Here is an 18,800-nt window from a genome sequence, read left to right as displayed (position 1 = left end):
AAATGCTTCATATAAAAAAGGAGGGATTTCAATGAATATTCACGGCAAAAAAGTCATGTTGCGTGCGTTGGAAAAATCCGATATGGAGAGTTTGAGAAGTTTTCATAACGATCCGGCTATCGGCCAATTGCTGGGGGGCTGGTCACATCCGATTTCATCAGAGCAGCAAAACGAGTGGTTCCATCGGCAAGCGCAGGATACGCGCAATTTGCGCTTTGCGATCGATACGCAGGAAGATGGCTTTATCGGAATTTCAACGATCACGGACATCGATTTGAAAAATCGCTCGGCTTACCATGGCATCATTATCGGCAAAAAGAATATGCAAGGACATGGCTATGGCCGTGATACGGTCATGACGACCATGAAATATGCGTTTGAAGAGCTTCAATTGCACCGGTTGGACGGAGACATTGTTGAGCATAATATCCCGTCCTATAATCTCTTCATCCAAAAATGCGGATGGAAAGAAGAAGGGCGCCTCCGCGAGCATGCCTATCGCAACAATCGCTATTACGACCGAATCATTGTGGGCATATTAAAGAAAGAATACGAGGAGCTGTGCGAGCAACAGGATTATTGGGGCCGTAAATCTGCTGAATCGCTGAACAGTTTTTGAGGCAGAGAAAAGGGAAGGAGGGCCTCCATGAAGCGAAAGTTGGAAGGAAAAGTGGCGGTGATTACGGGAGCGGCGGGTGTCTTGGGTACTGCCATAGCAGAGCAATTGGCAAGTGAAGGCGCTAAAGTCGCGCTTGTCGATTTCAATCAACAAGCATTGGATAAATTGGTGAGCAGTTTCGGCGACAGCGAAAATATAATGGGTTTGGTGGCTGATGTCAGCAAAGAACAAGCTGTCCAGCATTATGTGAAGCAAGTGGTGGAGCGGTGGGGGAAGATCGATGTTTTCGTGAACAATGCAGGAATTATCGGGAAGACCGCCCTTCTCACGGAGCAAACGACAGCAGATTTCGACGCAATGATGAATTTGAATGTGCGCGGGGTTTTTCTGGGGCTGAAATATGTTTTGCCGGTGATGATTGCCCAGCAATCCGGCAGCGCCATCAATACTTCATCGGTGTCAGGCCTTATGGGCAGCAGTGGCAATTCGCTTTATTCGGCGGCGAAGCATGCGGTCGTCGGTTTGACCAAAACAGCTGCCTTGGAAGTGGCAAAAGATTCCGTCAGGGTGAATTCGATCCACCCGGCTCCCCTCGCATCGAGCATGATGGAAACCATTGAGCAATCGATAAATAAGAATGATCCTGCGCGGGTAAGGCAAACCATCTCTTCGCGAATTCCACTAGGCCGTTACGGCCAAGCAGAAGAGGTCGCTAAGCTTGTAGAGTTTTTAGCCAGTGATGACTCAAGCTTCATTACAGGCAGCCAGTATCGAATAGATGGCGGCATGGGGGCACGGTAAAGATAAATGATGAATGGATGAATGGATGAATGGGGAGATTAAAAAGGTCAGCTGGCAGTCCTAAAAACTGGCAGCTTTTTTCAATTTTTGAAGGAATATTCTGTTAATTCAAGAGTGTGAGTGGTAAACTATCGATAATCAACAGGACCTACATCTCAGAAAAATTCAGGAATGGGGGATTCATGTGGCATTCGACATTCACGAAATTTTGGAGAAAAAAGGAATTACTGTCCCGGAGCACCATCAAGACATGCTCAAAGCCCAAATGGCAGGGTTTGAAGAGCTGCGCCAAACGGTCGATCAAGATCAATTAAAGGACTCAGATATGGCCTTGACACACATTCCGGGAGGCGAGCAGGGATGAGCCAAGAACTCGCAAAGAAATCCATTGGGGAGCTCGCCCCCCTCATCCAGTCGAAGCAACTATCACCTGTCGAATTGACAGAACAGGTATTAGCTAATGTCGAGCAATTCGATGGGGAGATCAATGCCTATATTGCTGTGCAAAAAGAACAAGCGCTCGAAGCTGCCGCGCAGGCTGAACAGGAAATTCAAAGCGGCAACTACCGCGGCGCGCTTCACGGAATTCCAATGGCTTTGAAGGATATTTTGTATTTCAAGGATGAAAAAGCAACGATGGGGTCGAGCATCCATAGCGAATTCGTAGCAGATTTCGATGCCACGGTCGTTTCGAAATTGAAAATGGCGGGCGTCACGTTCACTGGTAAACTCAATATGCATGAGTATGCGTGGGGGGCAACGACGACCAATCCGCATTTTGGGCCATGCAAGAACCCTTGGGATCTTACGAAGATTCCAGGAGGTTCAAGCGGCGGATCGGGGGCTGCGGTGGCATCGCATATGGCGATCGCTTCGCTCGGGACCGATACTGGCGGCTCGATCCGCATCCCGGCATCGAGCTGTGGCATCATCGGCCTCAAGCCGACCCATGGGCGCATTTCAAAATATGGCTGCTTCCCGCTCGCCTGGTCGCTCGATCATATTGGACCGATGACAAAAACAGTGTACGATGCGGCCTTGCTATTGGAGTTATTGAGCGGTTACGACCCAAAAGATCCGACCTCGCTTGACCGTCCTGCTAAGAACTTTTCAGGACTGTTAGAAAGTGAAGCGAAAGAATTAGTCATCGGCATTGAAGAGCAATACTTTTTTAACAATGTCGACAGCCAAGTGGATGAGCAGGTGCGATACGTCTTGAAGCAGCTGGAAGATACCGGAGCGGTGATCAAGCCAGTCCGCATCCCTTCTTTAAAGCAGGCGGAATTTGCGGAACTGGTGACGATTACGACAGAAGCAAGTGCTGTGCATCATGCGAATTTATTGAAATCGCCGGAGAAGTTCGGCGAGGACGTGCGATTCTTGCTGGAAGTCGGCGAATTGATGAGCGGCGTCGATTATGTCCAGTCCCAGCAGATCCGGCGCAAGCTCGATGTGGAATTCGCTGCGACGTTTGAAAGCGTCGATGTGTTGATCAGCCCGACTTTGCCGTTTTTAGTGCCGCCGATCGGATCGCAGACGGTGGATATCAACGGCCAGGAACTGAGCTATTTGGATGAAGTCATCCGCTTTACGGGGCCGGGCAACCTGACGGGATTGCCGGCACTCAGCATACCTATAGGCGTTAAAGGAGGTCTGCCTGTAGGCTTGCAAATCATGGGGCCGGCTTTTGAAGAAGAGAAAGTGCTGCAGGCCGCTGCGCTCATTGAATCGATGGAATTAATGAAAGGGCATGCACCGATGCTCGAGAAATAAATAGCTTCATGGACAGCTCTCGCCGAAGGCATCTGGTTTTGGGAGCTGTTTTTCTTTGTCCAGATTTAACCGGTTTTTAACATTCAACAGGTAAAATTTTCTTACGACATTCCATTAGCAAAGGAGCGGCCAATTATGGCATTTTGGAAAAAACCGAGGGAGAAGGAATTGCCTCCACGCAATAAAGAAGATATTGTCCGCGAAATGTGGAGTCCGAAAAAAACAGCAGATCAATTGTTCAATGTGAAATCTTATGGAGCAATCGGAGATGGCAAAGCCGATGACCGGAAAGCGCTGCAGCAAGCAATTAATGCAGCTTATGGCACGCCAAAAGGCGGAAATTTGTTCTTTCCGCCTGGCTTATATCGTATCAGTGGACCGATTGAAGTGCCGGAATGGGGTGTAGGTTCGGCTGTTTCGTGGATTGGGCATAGTGCAGAAACAACCCAAATCGCCCCGTCTGAACCGATGGATTATTTAGTGCGCATGCGCGGCGGCAGCGGTTCGGTAAAAGGAATCCAATTCATGGGGAGTGACCCGAAAAACGGCTATACGCAGCTCGTCAAAGTGTGTATGGTCGCCAGTGAAATTCGCGATAAATTATTTTCGGGCGCTGCATTTATGTGGGGGTCTGTTCACGGCTTACAGATTTTAGAGGAGGGCAATAATAATTTATGCGTGTTTGACCGCTTGTGCCAGTTTTCGCAAAACGGCTCAGTTATTGAAGGCAGTGGTGCTTCTGGGCGCGGGACGAATATTTCTTTTATGAAACTGGATCCATCTGCGCGCGATGTGCACGTGGGCGCTTATTTTAAAGTAGGTTCGGGAGAAGGATCTGTCTATCACATCGATGAAGTCAATACCGGAAGTATCACGGTGTCACCGCCTTTAAAGAAGACAATTTCACCGGGAACCGCTTATCAAATCCACCTTGGCTGCGGATTACAGACCGACAGGGGCAGCGATAATAATGTCTACGGGATTTACGATTGCCATTTTGTCGGCAACGCAGCGACTGGCCTTATGGTACGCGGACTTTACGGCCATCATATTCAAGGCGGAAATTTTGACTCGAACGGCATTGCAGGTATCCATATCGGCAGTGGCGCAATCAATACAACGCCTGCCTATTCCGGCAGCATCAACCATAGCTATTTTGAGAATAATGGCTATGCAAATGTCCTGCTCGATTATGCATCGGGGCTTAGCATCATCGAACCGCTTCTCGCGAAACCACGACACGGCATGGGAGACGGGCTGGCTTCGATCACGTCTTTATATAATCAAGATTATCAATACAATACAACGAGTATCCTGTACAACGGTCGCTTGCATCAATACGTTGTAGAGTCGGGACGTTCGCCTATAGATATGGAAGACGCGCCGCGCATTACGGTCAATCGGAAAAATGGCGCGTCGCAGGCAGAGACTGTTAAACTGCCGCCAGCTCCGACGCATAAATTTAATGAAGAAGTCGAAATTTTTGTCGAGCATAGCGGCGGCCAGGAAGTCCGGCTCATTTGTGACAATGCCAAAGTCAACAACAAACCCGGCGGTGAAGGAGTACTTGCGCCTGCAGGAATCGGCTACAAAATCACAGCCTTTTACAATCGAAATGACAAGAGCTGGATGGTTTCGCATACATTGCCATTGGAATAAAGGATTTTATACCTGAATTTTCAGATTATTATTGACTCATTGGTTTTTAATTGGTATTTTTGTATTATCATCATCAATAAAATTAGTTATTTTGAATTAATCTTTATACTATAGGTGCATGATTCATGCGGAGCGGAGGGGTATGGATGGGAAAAAAGAAAATTTTAATTCTTGGTGGTACGTTCCATATGGTTAATGTGGTAGAAACAGCCAAACGCATCGGCTATTATACAATAGTCACCGACAATATGGCTGGTTCGCCAGCAAAGAAAATAGCGGATCAATCGTATGACATCAGCACTGCCGATATCCAGAAACTGGCTGAAATCGGCAGAAAAGAGCAAATTGACGGTGTCTTTACCGCATTTGACGATGTGAACACTTGGCATGCCGTCGCATTGTGCAAAAGGCTTCAATTGCCGTTTTACGCTACGCCTGCACAACTTGATATCACTTCGCATAAAGACCGCTTCAAGGACTATTGCCGGACATTTGGCGTGCCGGTCATTGAAGAATACAAATGCGATCCAGCCAGAGATATAGCACTTCCAATTGTAGAATTTCCGGTTATCGTCAAACCCGTCGATAGCTATGCAAGCAAAGGAATTACGGTGTGTTACGGTGAGGAGGAACTCACAAAGGGGGTCCAAAAGGCAGTCGGAGAATCCAAATCGGGCAAGGTCATGCTCGAGCGTTTTGTTGATTCAGACATCGGCGTCCAGGCATTCTACACTGCCCGAGACGGCCATCTCGTCCTGACTGCCGTCACCGACCGATTCACCCATCAGCAATCTAAAGAACACCCGCCTTTGCCTGTGGCGATGTTGTTTCCCTCCCAGCACCAACAGCAATATATAGAAGAAGTCGATTCAAAGGTGCGCGCCATGATCCGCGGCATGGGCATCAAAAACGGTTTAGTGTTCATTCAGACACTTTATGAAGATGGCGAGATATATGTATACGAGATGGGCTTTCGGTTTAGCGGCGAGCAGCATTATCATATTATCCACAAGCAGACAGGCGTCCATTTATTGGAGATGATGCTTGATTTCTCTATTGGCGAAGATACCGCCAAGCATCCCATCGAATATTTTGACCATGCTCCAATGCTGTATCCTTCTGCCAATTTGCCGATTTTGCTCGCACCAGGGACGATTACCGAAATTCACGGCTTAGATGCAGTGAAAGCGATGCCGGAAGTGATTTCCTGCGTCATCAATCGTTCCCTTGGCCAAGTGATCGAGCGCACAGGCTCTTACTCTCAAATGTTTGGCCGATTTAACGTGCTTGCCTCATCCGAACAACATCTGCTAGAAACAATTGAAAAGATCTATTCTACGCTCGATATTCGTTCGGAGGATGGCAACGATATGATAATGGCTCGCTTTCAACAAGCGAAAATGAATGCTTCCTAATAGGAACTACGAAGCAGCGGGACTCGTGCCACGCTGTTTTTGAATGCTGAAAATTAGCAAAGGGGCTGTCTCATAAGTCCCTAAAATAAAACAGACGGAGAAAAAAATCTTTTTCTCTGTCTGTTTTTGATTTATCGGTGAGGCACCTGAGAGTAGCCGGCTGATGGGAATGGAGACGGCGACTCCAGCCGGAACAGTGACTGAGCTAAGCGAAGGAGCGACGCGAGCCGAAGACCCTGGACTGAGTGAAGCGAGGGAAGCGGCTAAGGCCGTGCCCGCGGAAAGCGTCCGTCGAAATGGACATCAGCCATTTCTTTAGAAGAAAAGAGACTGCCCCTAAAAGTCACTTTTCATGACCTTTTGGGACAGCCCCTTTTTTAAGCTCTGTATAAAGGGAAGTGGCCAGGATTTTTAATGCCAAATTGGAGGCGTTTCAGTTCTGTCAGTTTGCCATACATCTCCGTATTGCGAATCCGCTTGCCGGTCAAGATCTCAAGCGGCTCTGTTTTGGTGAATCGCCGTTTGAACCGGTAGAGAGCATCGTTTGTGGCACCGCCCAGGTGAAGCTGGGAAAAACCATGTGTTTTCCCGTAGTTGCATGCTTCTGCCATGATCAGTGAATTACCGGCACAGCGGAAATATTCGGGGTCATTGGCGACTAAGTGATAATGCATATAAGCGCCGTGATGGACCATTAATGCAGAAGAAACAATCTTGCCTTGAAATTTCGCATTGAGCAAAAATTGCTTGCCTTTGAGACCTTGGAAAGAATTTTTCAACATCCCATGTTCAAATAAATAATGATCCGGAAACTCGTTACGGTCGGCGGTGAGTCCGTACAGCCGATAAAAATCATCAAATGTTTCTCCAGTGAAATCGTATTCGACCGTCACGCCATTTTTTAAGGCGCGGCGCACTTGCTGGCGGGCGGCGGATGAAAACTCGTAGCGGAATGGATCTTCGACGGTTAAGTCAATATACATGACAATGCCACGCATATCCAAGCCATAAAGGGGGAAGAAGTCTTCTGCGTTTTTAACCCAGGAGCTGAATCGAATGTATTCAGAAACGATGTGCTGCTGGTCGCAATATTCTTGGAACGCTGCATCGAATTCTTCGACCAATGCCCGGCGCTGCCCTTCTGTGGCTTCAATGATAACCGGTCCGCTTTGCCCGAATGCAGTGATTGTATCAAACCAGCCATCTAAAAGGGGAACCGGACGTTTAATAAAAGGGTAGATAATATGGCCGATGTCGCTTTTCCATTCAAACTGTTGGAACTCCCCTCCTTCGTGTGCGGCGTAAGCCTCATTCCATTCAGGTGTAAAGAAGATGTCCGGAACCGCTAATTTAGTTGGTACTGACATGGTTCTCTTCCTCCTTCAATTAAGTGGTGTTCTTGCTGCTTTCACCATAAGGTTTTGGGGTTAAAAAGAGGTAAAGTATATTAAATAGGAAGAAATTTCGTTTTTTTCAGATTTTAAGATTGACAAAACAAGCTTTTGATTGGTAAATTTGTTCTACAAATAGAGAAGAAAACTGACCAGCCTAAGGGAAAAGGGAGAACGACTAGTTCATAATGCTTATTGATTTGAAGGGGGTGTTTTCTGTGGAAAAACAAAAAAAGCTGCTCATCCTTGGAGGCATTACGCACATGATCGATGTGGTCGAAACCGCCAAAAATATGGGCTTGTACACCATCGTCACGGATAACAACGAAGCTTCGCCAGCGAAAAAACACGCAGACCAAGCTTTCGATATTAGTACCGCAGATATCGATGCCTTGGAAGAGATGGCACGGCAAGAGCAAATCGATGGCGTGTTGACAGCTTTCGATGACATTAATACATGGAATGCGCAATTGTTAACAGAACGGCTTGGGCTGCCGTTTTATGCCACAAAAGAGCACCTCGAAATCAGTGCGAGCAAAGATCGGTTCAAGGAATTTTGCCAGCATTTTAACGTTCCGGTCATCGAGCAATACGAAAAAAACGATGATGTGCCGGTGGACTATCCAGTAATCGTTAAACCGGTCGACAGCTACGCCAGCAAAGGCATCACGGTCTGCCAAGATCAAGCAGAACTAGTTGAGGCGGTGGAAAAAGCCCGGCGTTTTTCACGGCAAGGCCGAGTGCTCGTCGAACGTTTTATCGATACGAATCACGGCGTCGAAATGTATTACACTTTGCAAAATGGCCAGGTCATTTTATCCGCTGTCACAGACCGATTCGTCCATAATCAAGGCCATCAAAGCCCGCCATTGCCAGTCGCAACGATTTATCCATCAAGCCATCTTGCTGAGTTCGTTTTAAAGCACGATAGCAATATCCGAAAAATGCTGAAAGGCATGGGTCTACAAAATGGCCTTGTGCTGATTCAGTCTTTATACGAGGGTGGAAATTTCTATATTTACGAGATGGGCTACCGCTTGAGCGGGGAGCAGCATTATCAAGTCGTCAAACGCCAGACGGATGTCAATCTACTGGAAATGATGATCGATTTTGCCATTGGAAAAGACATTTCCCAATATGACCTCAGCAATTTTGACGATGGATTCATACGCTATCCGTCCTGCAATCTATCGGTACTTCTGGGCCCGGGAATTATCCATGAGATCAAAGGTTTGAAAGAAATTCTGGAACTGCCATCCGTCATTTCTTGGGTGCCTACACGTGAAGTGGGTGATGAGATCTCAGTGACCGGCTCGTACGCTCAGATGCTTGGCCGTTTCAATATTGTGTGCCAGACGGTAGAGGAGTTGAACGGAACCATCCGTGAAATCAACCAGCTGCTTGAAGTCATTTCTGAAAACGGCGAGGACATGGTGCTTGCCCGTTACCTGGCAGAAGAAAAAGTAACATAAGCCACAGCAGCTGCTGCGGCTTTTTATTTTGGGCTTCGACAAAGAGCTCTCTTCAAAAAACTGCAAACTTCAAACTAAATTGTCGACACATCATTATTTCTCCACATAAAAAAGGGGCTTCCAATTAGGAAGCCTCTTTACTATTTCGAATAAGTGGTGACAAATGACGGGCGCGGAAAAATGTTGGGCCGTTTGTCGATGCCTTCCGATGTGCCGCGTTTTTTATGGGCGTGTGAATATGCCTGGGAAGACTGCCAATTGGTGAAGGCTGACTCGTCCTCCCACATCGTGAGAATGACATACGTATCCGAGTCGAGCGGACGCAAAATTCGAATCGCCGCAAACCCCGGTTCTTTTTCGACAAGCCCTGCACGGTTCTGAAAGCGCGACTCAAACAGTTCACGGCCTTCATCCGTAACAGGAATATTATTGAATACGGCAAATCCACCGTCTTCAAGACGGCCTTTTTGGTCAAGAATTTCATAAGCTTCGGCCTGATCGTCAGCCGAGGCTTCTTGTTCATGGATGGCCGTTGCCTCGCTGCCGTTTGTTAAAACGAACCACCCCTTATTTTTCAATGCAAGAGCTTCGTGTTCATTGCCGAGCCATTTATAGAGCTTCATTGGTACGCACCTCTTTTTTTAATAGTCCTTCACTTCCTATAGTAAGTAAATGTTTTCATTTTCGCAAAGAAACATGTCTCCTTTTCAAGTAGTTTTGTCTATATATAAGTACGTAAAAAATGCGCCTTGTTTAACCTGTCTTTAACCTGGGTCTTTTAGGATAGGAGCTATTAAAGGCTTTCATTTGGAAAGGAGTGCATGCAATGGCAGCAGTTTCGCCACGCATGGGGGGATGATTCTCAACCTACAACGAGAAAGAAGGAAAACAAGATGGGGGATCTTTATTTCGATGAACGATACGGGAAGTTGTATGAAGAAATTGAGAAAGGCGTGTGCCAAGTCTTTGAATTTGCTCATCCGCTTGGACACGTTCGGCATGTGTTCATCAAACGAGAAATTCCGATTCTGCTCGGATCTGAACGGTACTTTGATATTGTCACGCCATATGGCTATGGCGGACCTTTAATGACCGGCTGTGCGCCGGAACATAAGGAAGAGCTGGCATCGGCCTTTGCATCAGCATTCGCGGTTTACTGCAGAGACGAACGAGTGGTGGCCGAATTTATCCGGTTCCATCCAGTGCTTGGCAACGCCCAGGATTTTGAGAAAAGCTATGAGGTCCGGTATGTGCGCGATACGGTTGGCACGTCGATTGCGGAATATGACGATCCAATCGAAGCCGAGTTCAGTGCATCAGCAAGAAAGAATATCCGGAAGGCATTGCGGCAGGGCGTTGAATACCGGGTAACGCTTGGGCCGGATAACTTGAAAGCATTCCAACAGGTTTACTTTGCCACGATGGACCGCAATCAGGCAGATCCGTTTTACTATTTTAATGAAAACTATTTCGTGCAATTGCTCGAATCATTCAAACAGCGTTTGTTGTTGGTTGAAGCATTGTATGAAGGTGAAGTGATCGGCATGGAGTTGCAATTTGTCTACAATGATTTGATTCATACCCATTTGTCTGGAACGTATGAAAGATTCCATCACCTTTCGCCCGTTTACATCATGCAGTATGCAGCGGTCATGTGGGCAAAAGAACACGATATCAAACTGATTCATGGAGGCGGCGGGCGCACGAATAGCGCCACGGATAATTTGCTTCGTTTCAAACAGCAATTTGGGCGGCAAACGAGTTTTGCATTTTATAGCGGGCAAAAAATATGGAACGAAGAAATTTATGCAAAGCTTTGTGTAGCCGTAAATGCTGCCGTGACAGATGCGTTTTTTCCAGCATACCGGAAACATCCGGTAAAAGAAGCCAGTGAAGTGTAAATAGAGAGAATCCGAAGGGGGAGCATGAACAAACCACAACAGAAATGAGGTTTAGCATGTGAAGGATTTGTATTTTGAAAGGAATTACGGACGGTTATACGAAGCGATCGAGAACGGGCGATGTGAAGTGTTCAATTTTGATCATCCACTCGGCCGTATACACCATCAGTTTATCCGCCGTGAAATCCCAATTCCCATTGCTGATAGGCCGTATTTTGACATAGTCACTCCATATGGTTATGGAGGGCCAATCATCAAAAACTGTAAAAAGGGCCAAAGAAGGCAATTGGTCAAAGCGTTTGAGAAAGCATTCCAACAGTATTGCACGGAGAAGGGGATTGTCAGCGAGTTTATTAGATTCCATCCGATATCTGGGAATGCCCTGGACTTCCAAGATTGTTACGAAGTGAGCTATTTGCGGGAAACCGTAGGAACGACTTTAGCCGCCTATGACGATCCGATACAACGAGAGTTTTCTAAAACGACCAAGAAAAATATTCGCAAGGCATTGGAGGCGGGTGTAATTTATGAAATTATCGAAAATCCCAAAAGCCTCCGTGAATTTAAGGACATTTATCATGAAACGATGAAACGCAATAACGCCGATGCGTACTATTATTTCGAAGATGATTATTTTACGGAATGCCTAAAATATTTTGCCGATTGCATCGTCCTAACGAAAGCCATTCATAAACAGCAAGTGATTGGTATGGGACTGAATTTCACTTATGAAAATCGCATTCACACGCATTTATCGGGAACTTTAAGTGAATCACATCATCTCTATCCTGCCTACATTTTGCAATATGCCCTAGCAGTTTGGGGCAAGCAAAATGGATATGAACTCATCCATGATGGCGGTGGAAGGACCAACGATCCGAATGATAGTTTGTTAATGTTCAAAAAGCAGTTCGGGAAAAATACACGCTTCGATTTCTATGTGGGAAAGAAAATATGGAACATGGCGGTGTATAAAAAGCTTTGCAAACTCAAGGGAGTGGAAACAGCGACTGATTATTTTCCTGCCTATCGCTGCAAACATCATGCGAAGGCCAGCCGTGTGAAGCGGCGTATATGAGAGGAAGTGGACGTATTGATGGATTTGTTTTTCGAAGAAGCATACGGCAAGCTCTATGAGAGGATGGAGCGAGGTGTGTGTGAAGAATTCGTTTTTCAAAGCGCTTACGGCGAAATTAAGCACCTGTTCATCAAACGTGAAATTCCGATGCTAATCCAGGGAGAGACATGGTACGATGCCATCACTCCTTACGGGTACGGAGGCCCCAGAATTTTGCGATGTGCTACAGGCTGCCACTCTGATTTAGTCCATGCTTTCGAGAACGCGTTTCGCAAATATTGCGAAGAGCAACGGATTGTCAGTGAATTTGTTAGATTTCATCCGATTTTCGATAATGCCCGCGATTTTTCCAATTGCTACGATCTCACATACCAACGCGAAACTGTTGGGACGACACTTGATGGTTTCGAAGATCCGGTTGCTTCCGAATTTTCAAAGTCCGCCAGAAAAACATTGCGCCGTTCGCTGAATGCAGGTGTTACTTGCCGCATCACCGTTGCACCGAGAGACCTTAGCCGTTTCAAGGAGATTTATCGCGAAACGATGAGTCGTGTGCATGCGGATTCCTATTACTTCTTTGATGATGTGTATTTTGACAGCTGCCTGTTGAAGTTTGCCGATAAAATCATTTTGGCCGAAGCTCTTTATGAAGGGGAAGTAATTGCGGCGGAGTTGCATTTTCTTTATGACGGCATCATGCACACGCACCTTTCCGGCACAATCCACGACTTCCATCAGTTGTCGCCTATCTACGTTTTGCAATACGGCGCTGTGCGCTGGGGCAAAGAGAATGGCGTTAAGCTGATCCATGCTGGAGGCGGCCGGACGAATGATAAGGAAGATCCGTTGTATAAGTTCAAGAAGAAATTTGGCCAGCACACGGGCTACCACTTTTATACCGGCCGTAAAATTTGGAATGCTGAAGTTTACGAAGAGTTATGCAAAAGGTCCAGAGCCCATGTGGATGAGCCCTTTTTTCCGGCGTATCGTGCAAATGTTGGCAAGCTACTGAGCAACGTATAAAAATTATCAAATCATTGAGCGTCTTCCGGGGTTTTGGCGGACGCTTTTTTATGGTTTTTTGGAGAGCTGGACGAGTGAGCGAGATGGCTGGCTTGCTGAATGCTTCAGCGTTAGGTAGCCGCTTCCCGCTTGGGGCAGGCCTTTTGACATCAGACAAGAAGAGCGCTTGTCTGATGTCGTCGGCTCGCCCGTGTGCGCGGTTCAGCTTTTAGATTTCAATGGAATTTTATGCGATGAAATGTCTTCGCCTCTTTTTTTCATCCGCTGCTTACGACTGCGTAGTTGGTCTTGAAAGTGGACGAGTGAGCGAGATGGCTGGCTTGCTGAATACTTCAGCGTTAGGTAGCCGCTTCCCGCTTGGGGCAGGCCTTTTGACATCAGACAAGAAGAGCGCTTGTCTGATGTCGTCGGCTCGCCCGTGTGCGCGGTTCAGCTTTTAGATTTCAATGGAATTTTATGCGATAGAATGTCTTCGCCTCTTTTTTTCATCCGCTGTTTACGACTGCGTAGTTGGTCTTGAAAGTGGACGAGTGAGCGAGATGGCTGGCTTGCTGAATGCTTCAGCGTTAGGTAGCCGCTTCCCGCTTGGGGCAATTCATTTTCCTAGTGCAGGCGGGTCGTTGATAAATTTTACTGGAGGCTTTACCGATGGAGTATATGTTGTTATCGATCGACTAAGTAGAGAGGATTGATCATAGCTGTGGGATGGACAAGTTGGTCCTTATTTACGATATCTCTAAACGCTGTTAACCCAACAGTTGGTTGCAGCCTGTAGGCAAAGGAATGTGCAACTTGTCAAACACCATTCCATTCTCTTTTTAAATTTCTGAATTAAACAAAAATTATTGAAACGTTTAATGAGTTTAACCATCTTTTAACCTCCGCCCCCTAGGATGAATAACAACAGGATTCCGGCCGTGCCGAGTTCTGGTGAGAGGCATTGCTGATAATAGCTGGCCGGATGAAATGATTCACCCCATCACTGCTTCGGGAGCGGAATTTTGCTTCCAGAATGAACGCAAAAGAGGTTGAAACTATGGAAAAAACAGTGATCGCCATCATGTTTGTCGTCATCATCACGAAAGTTCTGGGGTTTTCCCGGGATATCTTCCTATCGTTTTTCTACGGAGCCGACGGATTGACCGACGCTTACTTGATCTCGACCGATATCCCGACAGTATTCTTTGCGTTTATCGGCATGGGCATCGCTGCCAGCTACATACCGGTTTACACGAAAATCCGTGAAGAGCGGGGCGATGTAGCAGCGGAGCGTTTCACGGCGAATGTGACAAATGCAGTCATGCTGCTGTCGACGGTGCTGGTCATTTTGCTGTTGGTATTCCCGGTGCCGATCGTGAAATTGTTCGCATACGGATTTGAAGGAGAGACGCTGCGCATTGCGGTGCTGTTTACGCGCATCATTTCGCTGACGCTGTATTTTACAGCCTTGATTTTCATTTTTACCAGTTATTTAGAAGTGAAAGATCGTTTCTTGCCGACGGTACTGAGCGGGCTGCCGCTGAATGTGCTGCTGATCACGACGATCGTGGTCAGCTCAAAAATGGACATCATGATGCTCGCCATCGGAACGGTCATTGCGGTTGTGGTGCAGTTTTTGTATATGGTGCCTGCCATTCGCAAAAGCGGGTATCGCCATCAACTGGTACTGAACTTGAAAGACCGCGACCTGAAGCAAATGTTGATGCTCGCCATCCCGGTCATCATCGGGGTGTCGGCTGACCAAGTCAATATCCTTGTCGACCGGACCATCGCATCACAGCTTGCAGAAGGCGGAATCTCGGCTTTGACTTACGCCCATCGCATCGTCTTCTTCGTCCAGGCCATTTTTGTTCTGGCGGTCGTGAAGGTGATGTTCCCGAAAATCTCAAAATTGGCTGTAAGAAAAAACATGGAGGAGCTAAAAGCGGTTGTCGGCAAAATCATTACGACAGTCTCATTGATTGTCATTCCGGCTGCGGTCGGCATGATGATTTTCTCCAGGCAGATTACAGAGTTGCTGTTTGGCCGGGGGGCATTTGAGGATCGGGCCATCGACATGACGACAGGCTTATTGTTCTTCTACGCACTCGGATTACTCGGTTTTGGGCTTCGTGAAGTGCTATCGAAAGTATTTTATTCCTTGGAAGATTCACGGACACCGATGATCAACGCATTCGGCGCCATGTTTTTGAACGTCGCATTGAACCTGGTGTTATCGCGTGTCATCGGCTTGAATGGATTGGCCCTTGCAACCAGCATCGCAGCGATTGTCAGTACCGTTCTCCTGTATGCCTCACTGGTCCGGAAAATCGGTTCGCTCGACAGTCGCCGGCTGATGATTGACTTGGGAAAAGGCATACTCGCAGCCATTGTCATGGGTGTCGCAGCACGAGCGGCATATGCGGTTTCTTCGCTTGCCATGGATGAGGTTCCAGCATTATTCATCGGTGTCTCAACTGGAGTGGTCATTTACGCAGCAATGTTATGGATACTGCAATTAAGCGACATCGCTTATTACAAAGCCCGGTTAATGGCACTGGCTAGACGCTAAAAGAAGGGGGTGGAGGTTCGTGATTTATGTACTTGGATTTTTTGTCATACAGATTCTTGCCACATTTTTGATTAAAGATTTTCTCCCGCCGGGTGATGGGTATGCGATGCTTCTCGTCTTTACTGGAATAGTTGCCATTTCATTGTATTTATACCGCAATTTAAAAAATGAATGGCTGTTCATCATTTTTGCAGGGTTCGCCGTACGGGTGGTCATTTTATTCATTGATTTATATGTTCCCTCAATTGGAATCTTCTCGAGCGGCACGGACACAGAATATTTCCATGAAGTATCAGTCTTGGTTGCCAATGGCCAATATCCACTTGACCAAACCCATACGGTGTACGTGCCATTTTTGTCGGGGCTCTATTACATGATTGGCGATCAGCGGGCGTATTCACAATTTCTCAATATCGCTTGTTGGGTGTTTTCAGCGGTCTTCCTTTTCAAATCATTGAACTATTTGCAGATTGAGAAGAAATTGAGCTTTATCGCTTTGCTAATCTTCACCTTGATGCCGAACAGTATTTTCATGTCGAGCATCTTGCTCCGGGAAGCGCTCATCATTTTCTTCACAACCGTGTCACTTTATTACTTCCTGCGTTGGATCGGGGAGCGGTCGTTTTTCCAGTTCGGCTGGGCGGTCGTCTTATCGATATTGGCCATGATGTTCCACACCGGCATGATCGGCTTGCTGCTCGTCTATATGGCCTCATTTGTCTGGCTCGAGCGCGGGAAGATGGGCAGCAAGATCTCCACACCACTCATTTATTTACTGTTTGTCGGTGGCATCGCTTTTCTCGTCTTGCAAAACACCGATGTCTTCTTGAGTAAATTTGTCACTGAAGAAGGCAGCACGGTCGAATATGAAATTTTTGCTGAAGGCGGATCGGTCTACTTGGCCAGCTTCAGTGGTTTGTCCGGCATAGCGGCACTGCTTGTGGCACCACTTAAAATGTTCTACTTCCTGTTTTCCCCGCTTCCGCTCGATTGGCGAGGAACTGCAGATATCATCAGCTTTCTATTCGATTCAAGTGTTTACTTGTTCTTGATTGGCGCAACGCTGTACGGGCTGTATCGGAGTGAAATGCCGATCCGAACGAAACTATTTATCCTGCTGGTGCTCGGCATGACCGTATTCATTTATTCATACGGGACGCAAAGTGCAGGTACCGCAATGCGCCACCGAAATAAAATCATTCCGTTGTTATTGCTGTCTTATACAGCAGCCAATAGCAAGCAATTGCTGGAATTCACCAAAATGAAATGGACAGGCAAAAAGGGGGAGAAGGTGGGCTCATGATGGAAAATGTGAAAATCGCAATTGTCGGTGCCAGTGAAACTAGCTTGCTTGCAGCAATAAAATTTAGCGCTGTATATCCGGTCATCGTATTCGATCCGGACAGCTCTAAAAAAGCCCGATTTGATCAGCACGGTATCGGTTTTACCGATCAAGCGAGTGAACTCGCCGATGCTGGCATCCTCTTAATGACTGGTCCGAAGCGTCCGGCTTATACATTGGATGCACTTGCGGTGCAATGCAAAATGGTCGGACAGCATATGAAAAAAGGATCGGTGCTCATTTTTGAAGCCCCTGTCTATCCGGGTACGACAGAAGAAGTGTGCATCCCCTTGCTCGAACAGCATTCCGGTTTTACCGCCGGTAAGGAATTTTTCGTCGGGTTTGCGCCCAGTAGATGGCAACACAAAGAAGCGCAAGGAGCAGTGGTGAAAATGCGCAAAGTGATCGCTGGGCAGAGCGGCCCGGTCATAGACTATATCGCGGATTTATTTACCCCGATCCATGATGGCGGAATCTATAAAGCAAAATCGATCCGTATCGCCGAAGCGGCCCAATTGCTCGAGATCGCTCAAAAAGAAGTGAACGTTGCATTGATGAATGAAGTGGCATTGACTTTGAACCAGCAAGGTATTGATACGCAGGATGTACTGGAGACGGCCAATACGAAGCGCGGGTTTATCAAATTTGAACCGGATCTCCTCGGCGACGCCCCAATGCCCTGGCAAGCAGTAGCTGATTTTTGGTGCAAAAGACAAATGAAGGGACGGCTAGTGGCGCAACGGATCATCAAGAAGCTTATCCAAAGCGAAGTTGTCATTCATGAAGCGCGCATCACCGTACTTGGGCTTGTGAAACAAGATGGTGTCGGCGCCTCCCCAGAATCCGGAGTGCTTGAACTCGTCTCAGAGCTTCAGGAATATGGCATAGAAGTTCAAGTGTCGGATGCCCAGCTAGAGCTCGGGCAGGCAGAGTGCGTAGGGGGTCTGTTGCTGACGAGACAAGAGGAGCTGCTTCCAGCGGTTTCGGTCATACTCGCAGTGCCTCACGAAGCGTACCGAAAAGCAGGGTGGAAATTATTCGAGCGTTTGCTGACTAGTGAAGAAGCATATGTATTTGATGTCAAGAGCATACTCGAGCGGAATGAGAAACCGGAAAAAGTGACCTTATGGAGAATGTAAGGAGGGGCAGCCCATGATAGTTGAAGATTTCAGTGATGAGAAAAAGAGGCCAAAGCGCTCGAACCCAGCAGTAAGATGGCTTGAAGCTATTCTTGCCATATTGATGTTATTGGTCTTATCGCCACTACTACTAGCAGTTGCCATCTTGATTCGTATCGAGTCAACAGGTCCAGCGATGTTCAAGCAGCAGCGAGGTGGACTATACGGGCGTCATTTCACCATCTATAAATTCCGGACGATGGAAGACGGTCGGGATAGAAAGCGTCAATGCCATAACCCGTTTGACGGCGATCCGAGCATTACGAAAATTGGCAATATCCTTCGCAAAACAAGCATCGATGAATTGCCTCAGCTGATCAACATCGTCAAAGGGGATATGTCATTCATCGGCCCGCGTCCCACAGTCATTAACCAGACAGATAATTATAATGATTACCAAAAACAGCGGCTGATGGTAAAGCCGGGGGTCACAGGACTCGCACAAGTGAGCGGACGCAATAGTCTAAGCTGGGATGAAAAAATCGATATCGATATCGATTATATTAACCGCAAAAGCTTGCGTCTTGATCTGTATATCTTGGCACAGACGATAGTCAAGGTATTCCGGACTGAAGAAATTTACGAAAAAAGCTGAGC

16 protein-coding genes are annotated in these 18,800 nt (G+C 47.0%); 14 read left to right on the top strand and 2 right to left on the bottom strand.

The features are described from left to right. Positions 1 to 31: 31 nt before the first annotated feature. The 6 genes from AY633_RS03615 (at position 32) to AY633_RS03590 (ending at position 6,267) form a co-directional block, all read left to right on the top strand. The gene (locus AY633_RS03615) at positions 32 to 619 is read left to right on the top strand and encodes a GNAT family N-acetyltransferase (RefSeq protein ID WP_068486563.1); all 588 of its coding nucleotides are present in this window, start codon (positions 32 to 34) and stop codon (positions 617 to 619) included. A 27-nt stretch (positions 620 to 646) separates the two neighbouring features. Next, positions 647 to 1,420, top strand: a complete 774-nt coding sequence (locus AY633_RS03610; RefSeq protein ID WP_068486561.1) for an SDR family NAD(P)-dependent oxidoreductase — start codon at positions 647 to 649, stop codon at positions 1,418 to 1,420. 184 nt (positions 1,421 to 1,604) lie between these two features. Beyond that, positions 1,605 to 1,784, top strand: a complete 180-nt coding sequence (locus AY633_RS03605; protein WP_068486559.1) for a hypothetical protein — start codon at positions 1,605 to 1,607, stop codon at positions 1,782 to 1,784. Next, on the top strand, positions 1,781 to 3,193 hold the full coding sequence (locus AY633_RS03600; protein WP_068486557.1) for an amidase: 1,413 nt from the start codon (positions 1,781 to 1,783) through the stop codon (positions 3,191 to 3,193). Before AY633_RS03605 ends, AY633_RS03600 begins: the two co-directional genes overlap by 4 nt. Positions 3,194 to 3,328: 135 nt before the next feature. Continuing rightward, entirely contained in the window at positions 3,329 to 4,852 is a 1,524-nt protein-coding gene (locus AY633_RS03595) for a right-handed parallel beta-helix repeat-containing protein (protein ID WP_068486555.1), read from the top strand. Between the two features lie 146 nt (positions 4,853 to 4,998). Continuing rightward, positions 4,999 to 6,267 carry an ATP-binding protein gene (locus AY633_RS03590; protein ID WP_068486553.1) on the top strand — a complete coding sequence of 423 codons (1,269 nt, stop codon included), beginning with the start codon at positions 4,999 to 5,001 and terminating at the stop codon, positions 6,265 to 6,267. A gap of 377 nt (positions 6,268 to 6,644) precedes the next feature. On the opposite strand, the gene AY633_RS03585 is transcribed toward AY633_RS03590, so the two are convergent. Next, positions 6,645 to 7,634: a peptidoglycan bridge formation glycyltransferase FemA/FemB family protein gene (locus AY633_RS03585; RefSeq protein ID WP_068486551.1), complete on the bottom strand. Its 990-nt coding sequence runs from the start codon at positions 7,632 to 7,634 to the stop codon at positions 6,645 to 6,647. A gap of 242 nt (positions 7,635 to 7,876) precedes the next feature. On the opposite strand from AY633_RS03585, the gene AY633_RS03580 reads away from it, so the two are divergent. Further along, complete coding sequence (locus AY633_RS03580) at positions 7,877 to 9,130, top strand: ATP-binding protein (protein ID WP_068486548.1); 1,254 nt, start codon at positions 7,877 to 7,879, stop codon at positions 9,128 to 9,130. Positions 9,131 to 9,270: 140 nt separating this feature from the next. Here AY633_RS03580 and AY633_RS03575 read toward each other — a convergent pair whose 3' ends face one another. Beyond that, on the bottom strand, positions 9,271 to 9,753 hold the full coding sequence (locus AY633_RS03575; protein WP_068486546.1) for an antibiotic biosynthesis monooxygenase family protein: 483 nt from the start codon (positions 9,751 to 9,753) through the stop codon (positions 9,271 to 9,273). Positions 9,754 to 10,023: 270 nt separating this feature from the next. Here AY633_RS03575 and AY633_RS03570 point away from each other — a divergent pair, with 270 nt between their 5' ends. The 7 genes from AY633_RS03570 to AY633_RS03540 all read left to right on the top strand — a co-directional run bounded on the left by AY633_RS03570 (position 10,024) and on the right by AY633_RS03540 (position 18,798). Continuing rightward, the gene (locus AY633_RS03570; protein WP_068486544.1) at positions 10,024 to 11,031 is read left to right on the top strand and encodes a GNAT family N-acetyltransferase; all 1,008 of its coding nucleotides are present in this window, start codon (positions 10,024 to 10,026) and stop codon (positions 11,029 to 11,031) included. Between the two features lie 58 nt (positions 11,032 to 11,089). Next, on the top strand, positions 11,090 to 12,109 hold the full coding sequence (locus AY633_RS03565; protein ID WP_068486542.1) for a peptidoglycan bridge formation glycyltransferase FemA/FemB family protein: 1,020 nt from the start codon (positions 11,090 to 11,092) through the stop codon (positions 12,107 to 12,109). Between the two features lie 6 nt (positions 12,110 to 12,115). Beyond that, the gene (locus tag AY633_RS03560) at positions 12,116 to 13,132 is read left to right on the top strand and encodes a GNAT family N-acetyltransferase (protein WP_186008734.1); all 1,017 of its coding nucleotides are present in this window, start codon (positions 12,116 to 12,118) and stop codon (positions 13,130 to 13,132) included. Between the two features lie 1,036 nt (positions 13,133 to 14,168). Beyond that, the gene (murJ, locus tag AY633_RS03555; protein WP_068486537.1) at positions 14,169 to 15,683 is read left to right on the top strand and encodes a murein biosynthesis integral membrane protein MurJ; all 1,515 of its coding nucleotides are present in this window, start codon (positions 14,169 to 14,171) and stop codon (positions 15,681 to 15,683) included. Positions 15,684 to 15,702: 19 nt separating this feature from the next. Further along, entirely contained in the window at positions 15,703 to 16,986 is a 1,284-nt protein-coding gene (locus AY633_RS03550) for a hypothetical protein (protein WP_068486535.1), read from the top strand. Next, complete coding sequence (locus AY633_RS03545) at positions 16,986 to 18,164, top strand: UDP binding domain-containing protein (RefSeq protein WP_068486533.1); 1,179 nt, start codon at positions 16,986 to 16,988, stop codon at positions 18,162 to 18,164. Before AY633_RS03550 ends, AY633_RS03545 begins: the two co-directional genes overlap by 1 nt. Before the next feature lie 13 nt (positions 18,165 to 18,177). After that, positions 18,178 to 18,798, top strand: a complete 621-nt coding sequence (locus AY633_RS03540) for a sugar transferase (RefSeq protein WP_069576169.1) — start codon at positions 18,178 to 18,180, stop codon at positions 18,796 to 18,798. Positions 18,799 to 18,800: the final 2 nt, after the last annotated feature.

The sequence above is a fragment of the Planococcus maritimus genome (assembly GCF_001592825.1).
GTDB classification, from domain to species: domain Bacteria; phylum Bacillota; class Bacilli; order Bacillales_A; family Planococcaceae; genus Planococcus; species Planococcus maritimus_C.
This window is presented reverse-complemented; position numbering and strand designations above follow the sequence as displayed.

Coding starts and splice junctions, on each gene's coding strand:
- AY633_RS03585 (WP_068486551.1), bottom strand. CDS start 7,634: ATGTCAGTACCAACTAAATTAGCGGTTCCGGACATCTTCTTTACACCT.
- AY633_RS03545 (WP_068486533.1), top strand. CDS start 16,986: ATGGAAAATGTGAAAATCGCAATTGTCGGTGCCAGTGAAACTAGCTTG.
- AY633_RS03610 (WP_068486561.1), top strand. CDS start 647: ATGAAGCGAAAGTTGGAAGGAAAAGTGGCGGTGATTACGGGAGCGGCG.
- AY633_RS03570 (WP_068486544.1), top strand. CDS start 10,024: ATGGGGGATCTTTATTTCGATGAACGATACGGGAAGTTGTATGAAGAA.
- AY633_RS03600 (WP_068486557.1), top strand. CDS start 1,781: ATGAGCCAAGAACTCGCAAAGAAATCCATTGGGGAGCTCGCCCCCCTC.
- murJ (WP_068486537.1), top strand. CDS start 14,169: ATGGAAAAAACAGTGATCGCCATCATGTTTGTCGTCATCATCACGAAA.
- AY633_RS03615 (WP_068486563.1), top strand. CDS start 32: ATGAATATTCACGGCAAAAAAGTCATGTTGCGTGCGTTGGAAAAATCC.
- AY633_RS03590 (WP_068486553.1), top strand. CDS start 4,999: ATGGGAAAAAAGAAAATTTTAATTCTTGGTGGTACGTTCCATATGGTT.
- AY633_RS03595 (WP_068486555.1), top strand. CDS start 3,329: ATGGCATTTTGGAAAAAACCGAGGGAGAAGGAATTGCCTCCACGCAAT.
- AY633_RS03575 (WP_068486546.1), bottom strand. CDS start 9,753: ATGAAGCTCTATAAATGGCTCGGCAATGAACACGAAGCTCTTGCATTG.
- AY633_RS03540 (WP_069576169.1), top strand. CDS start 18,178: ATGATAGTTGAAGATTTCAGTGATGAGAAAAAGAGGCCAAAGCGCTCG.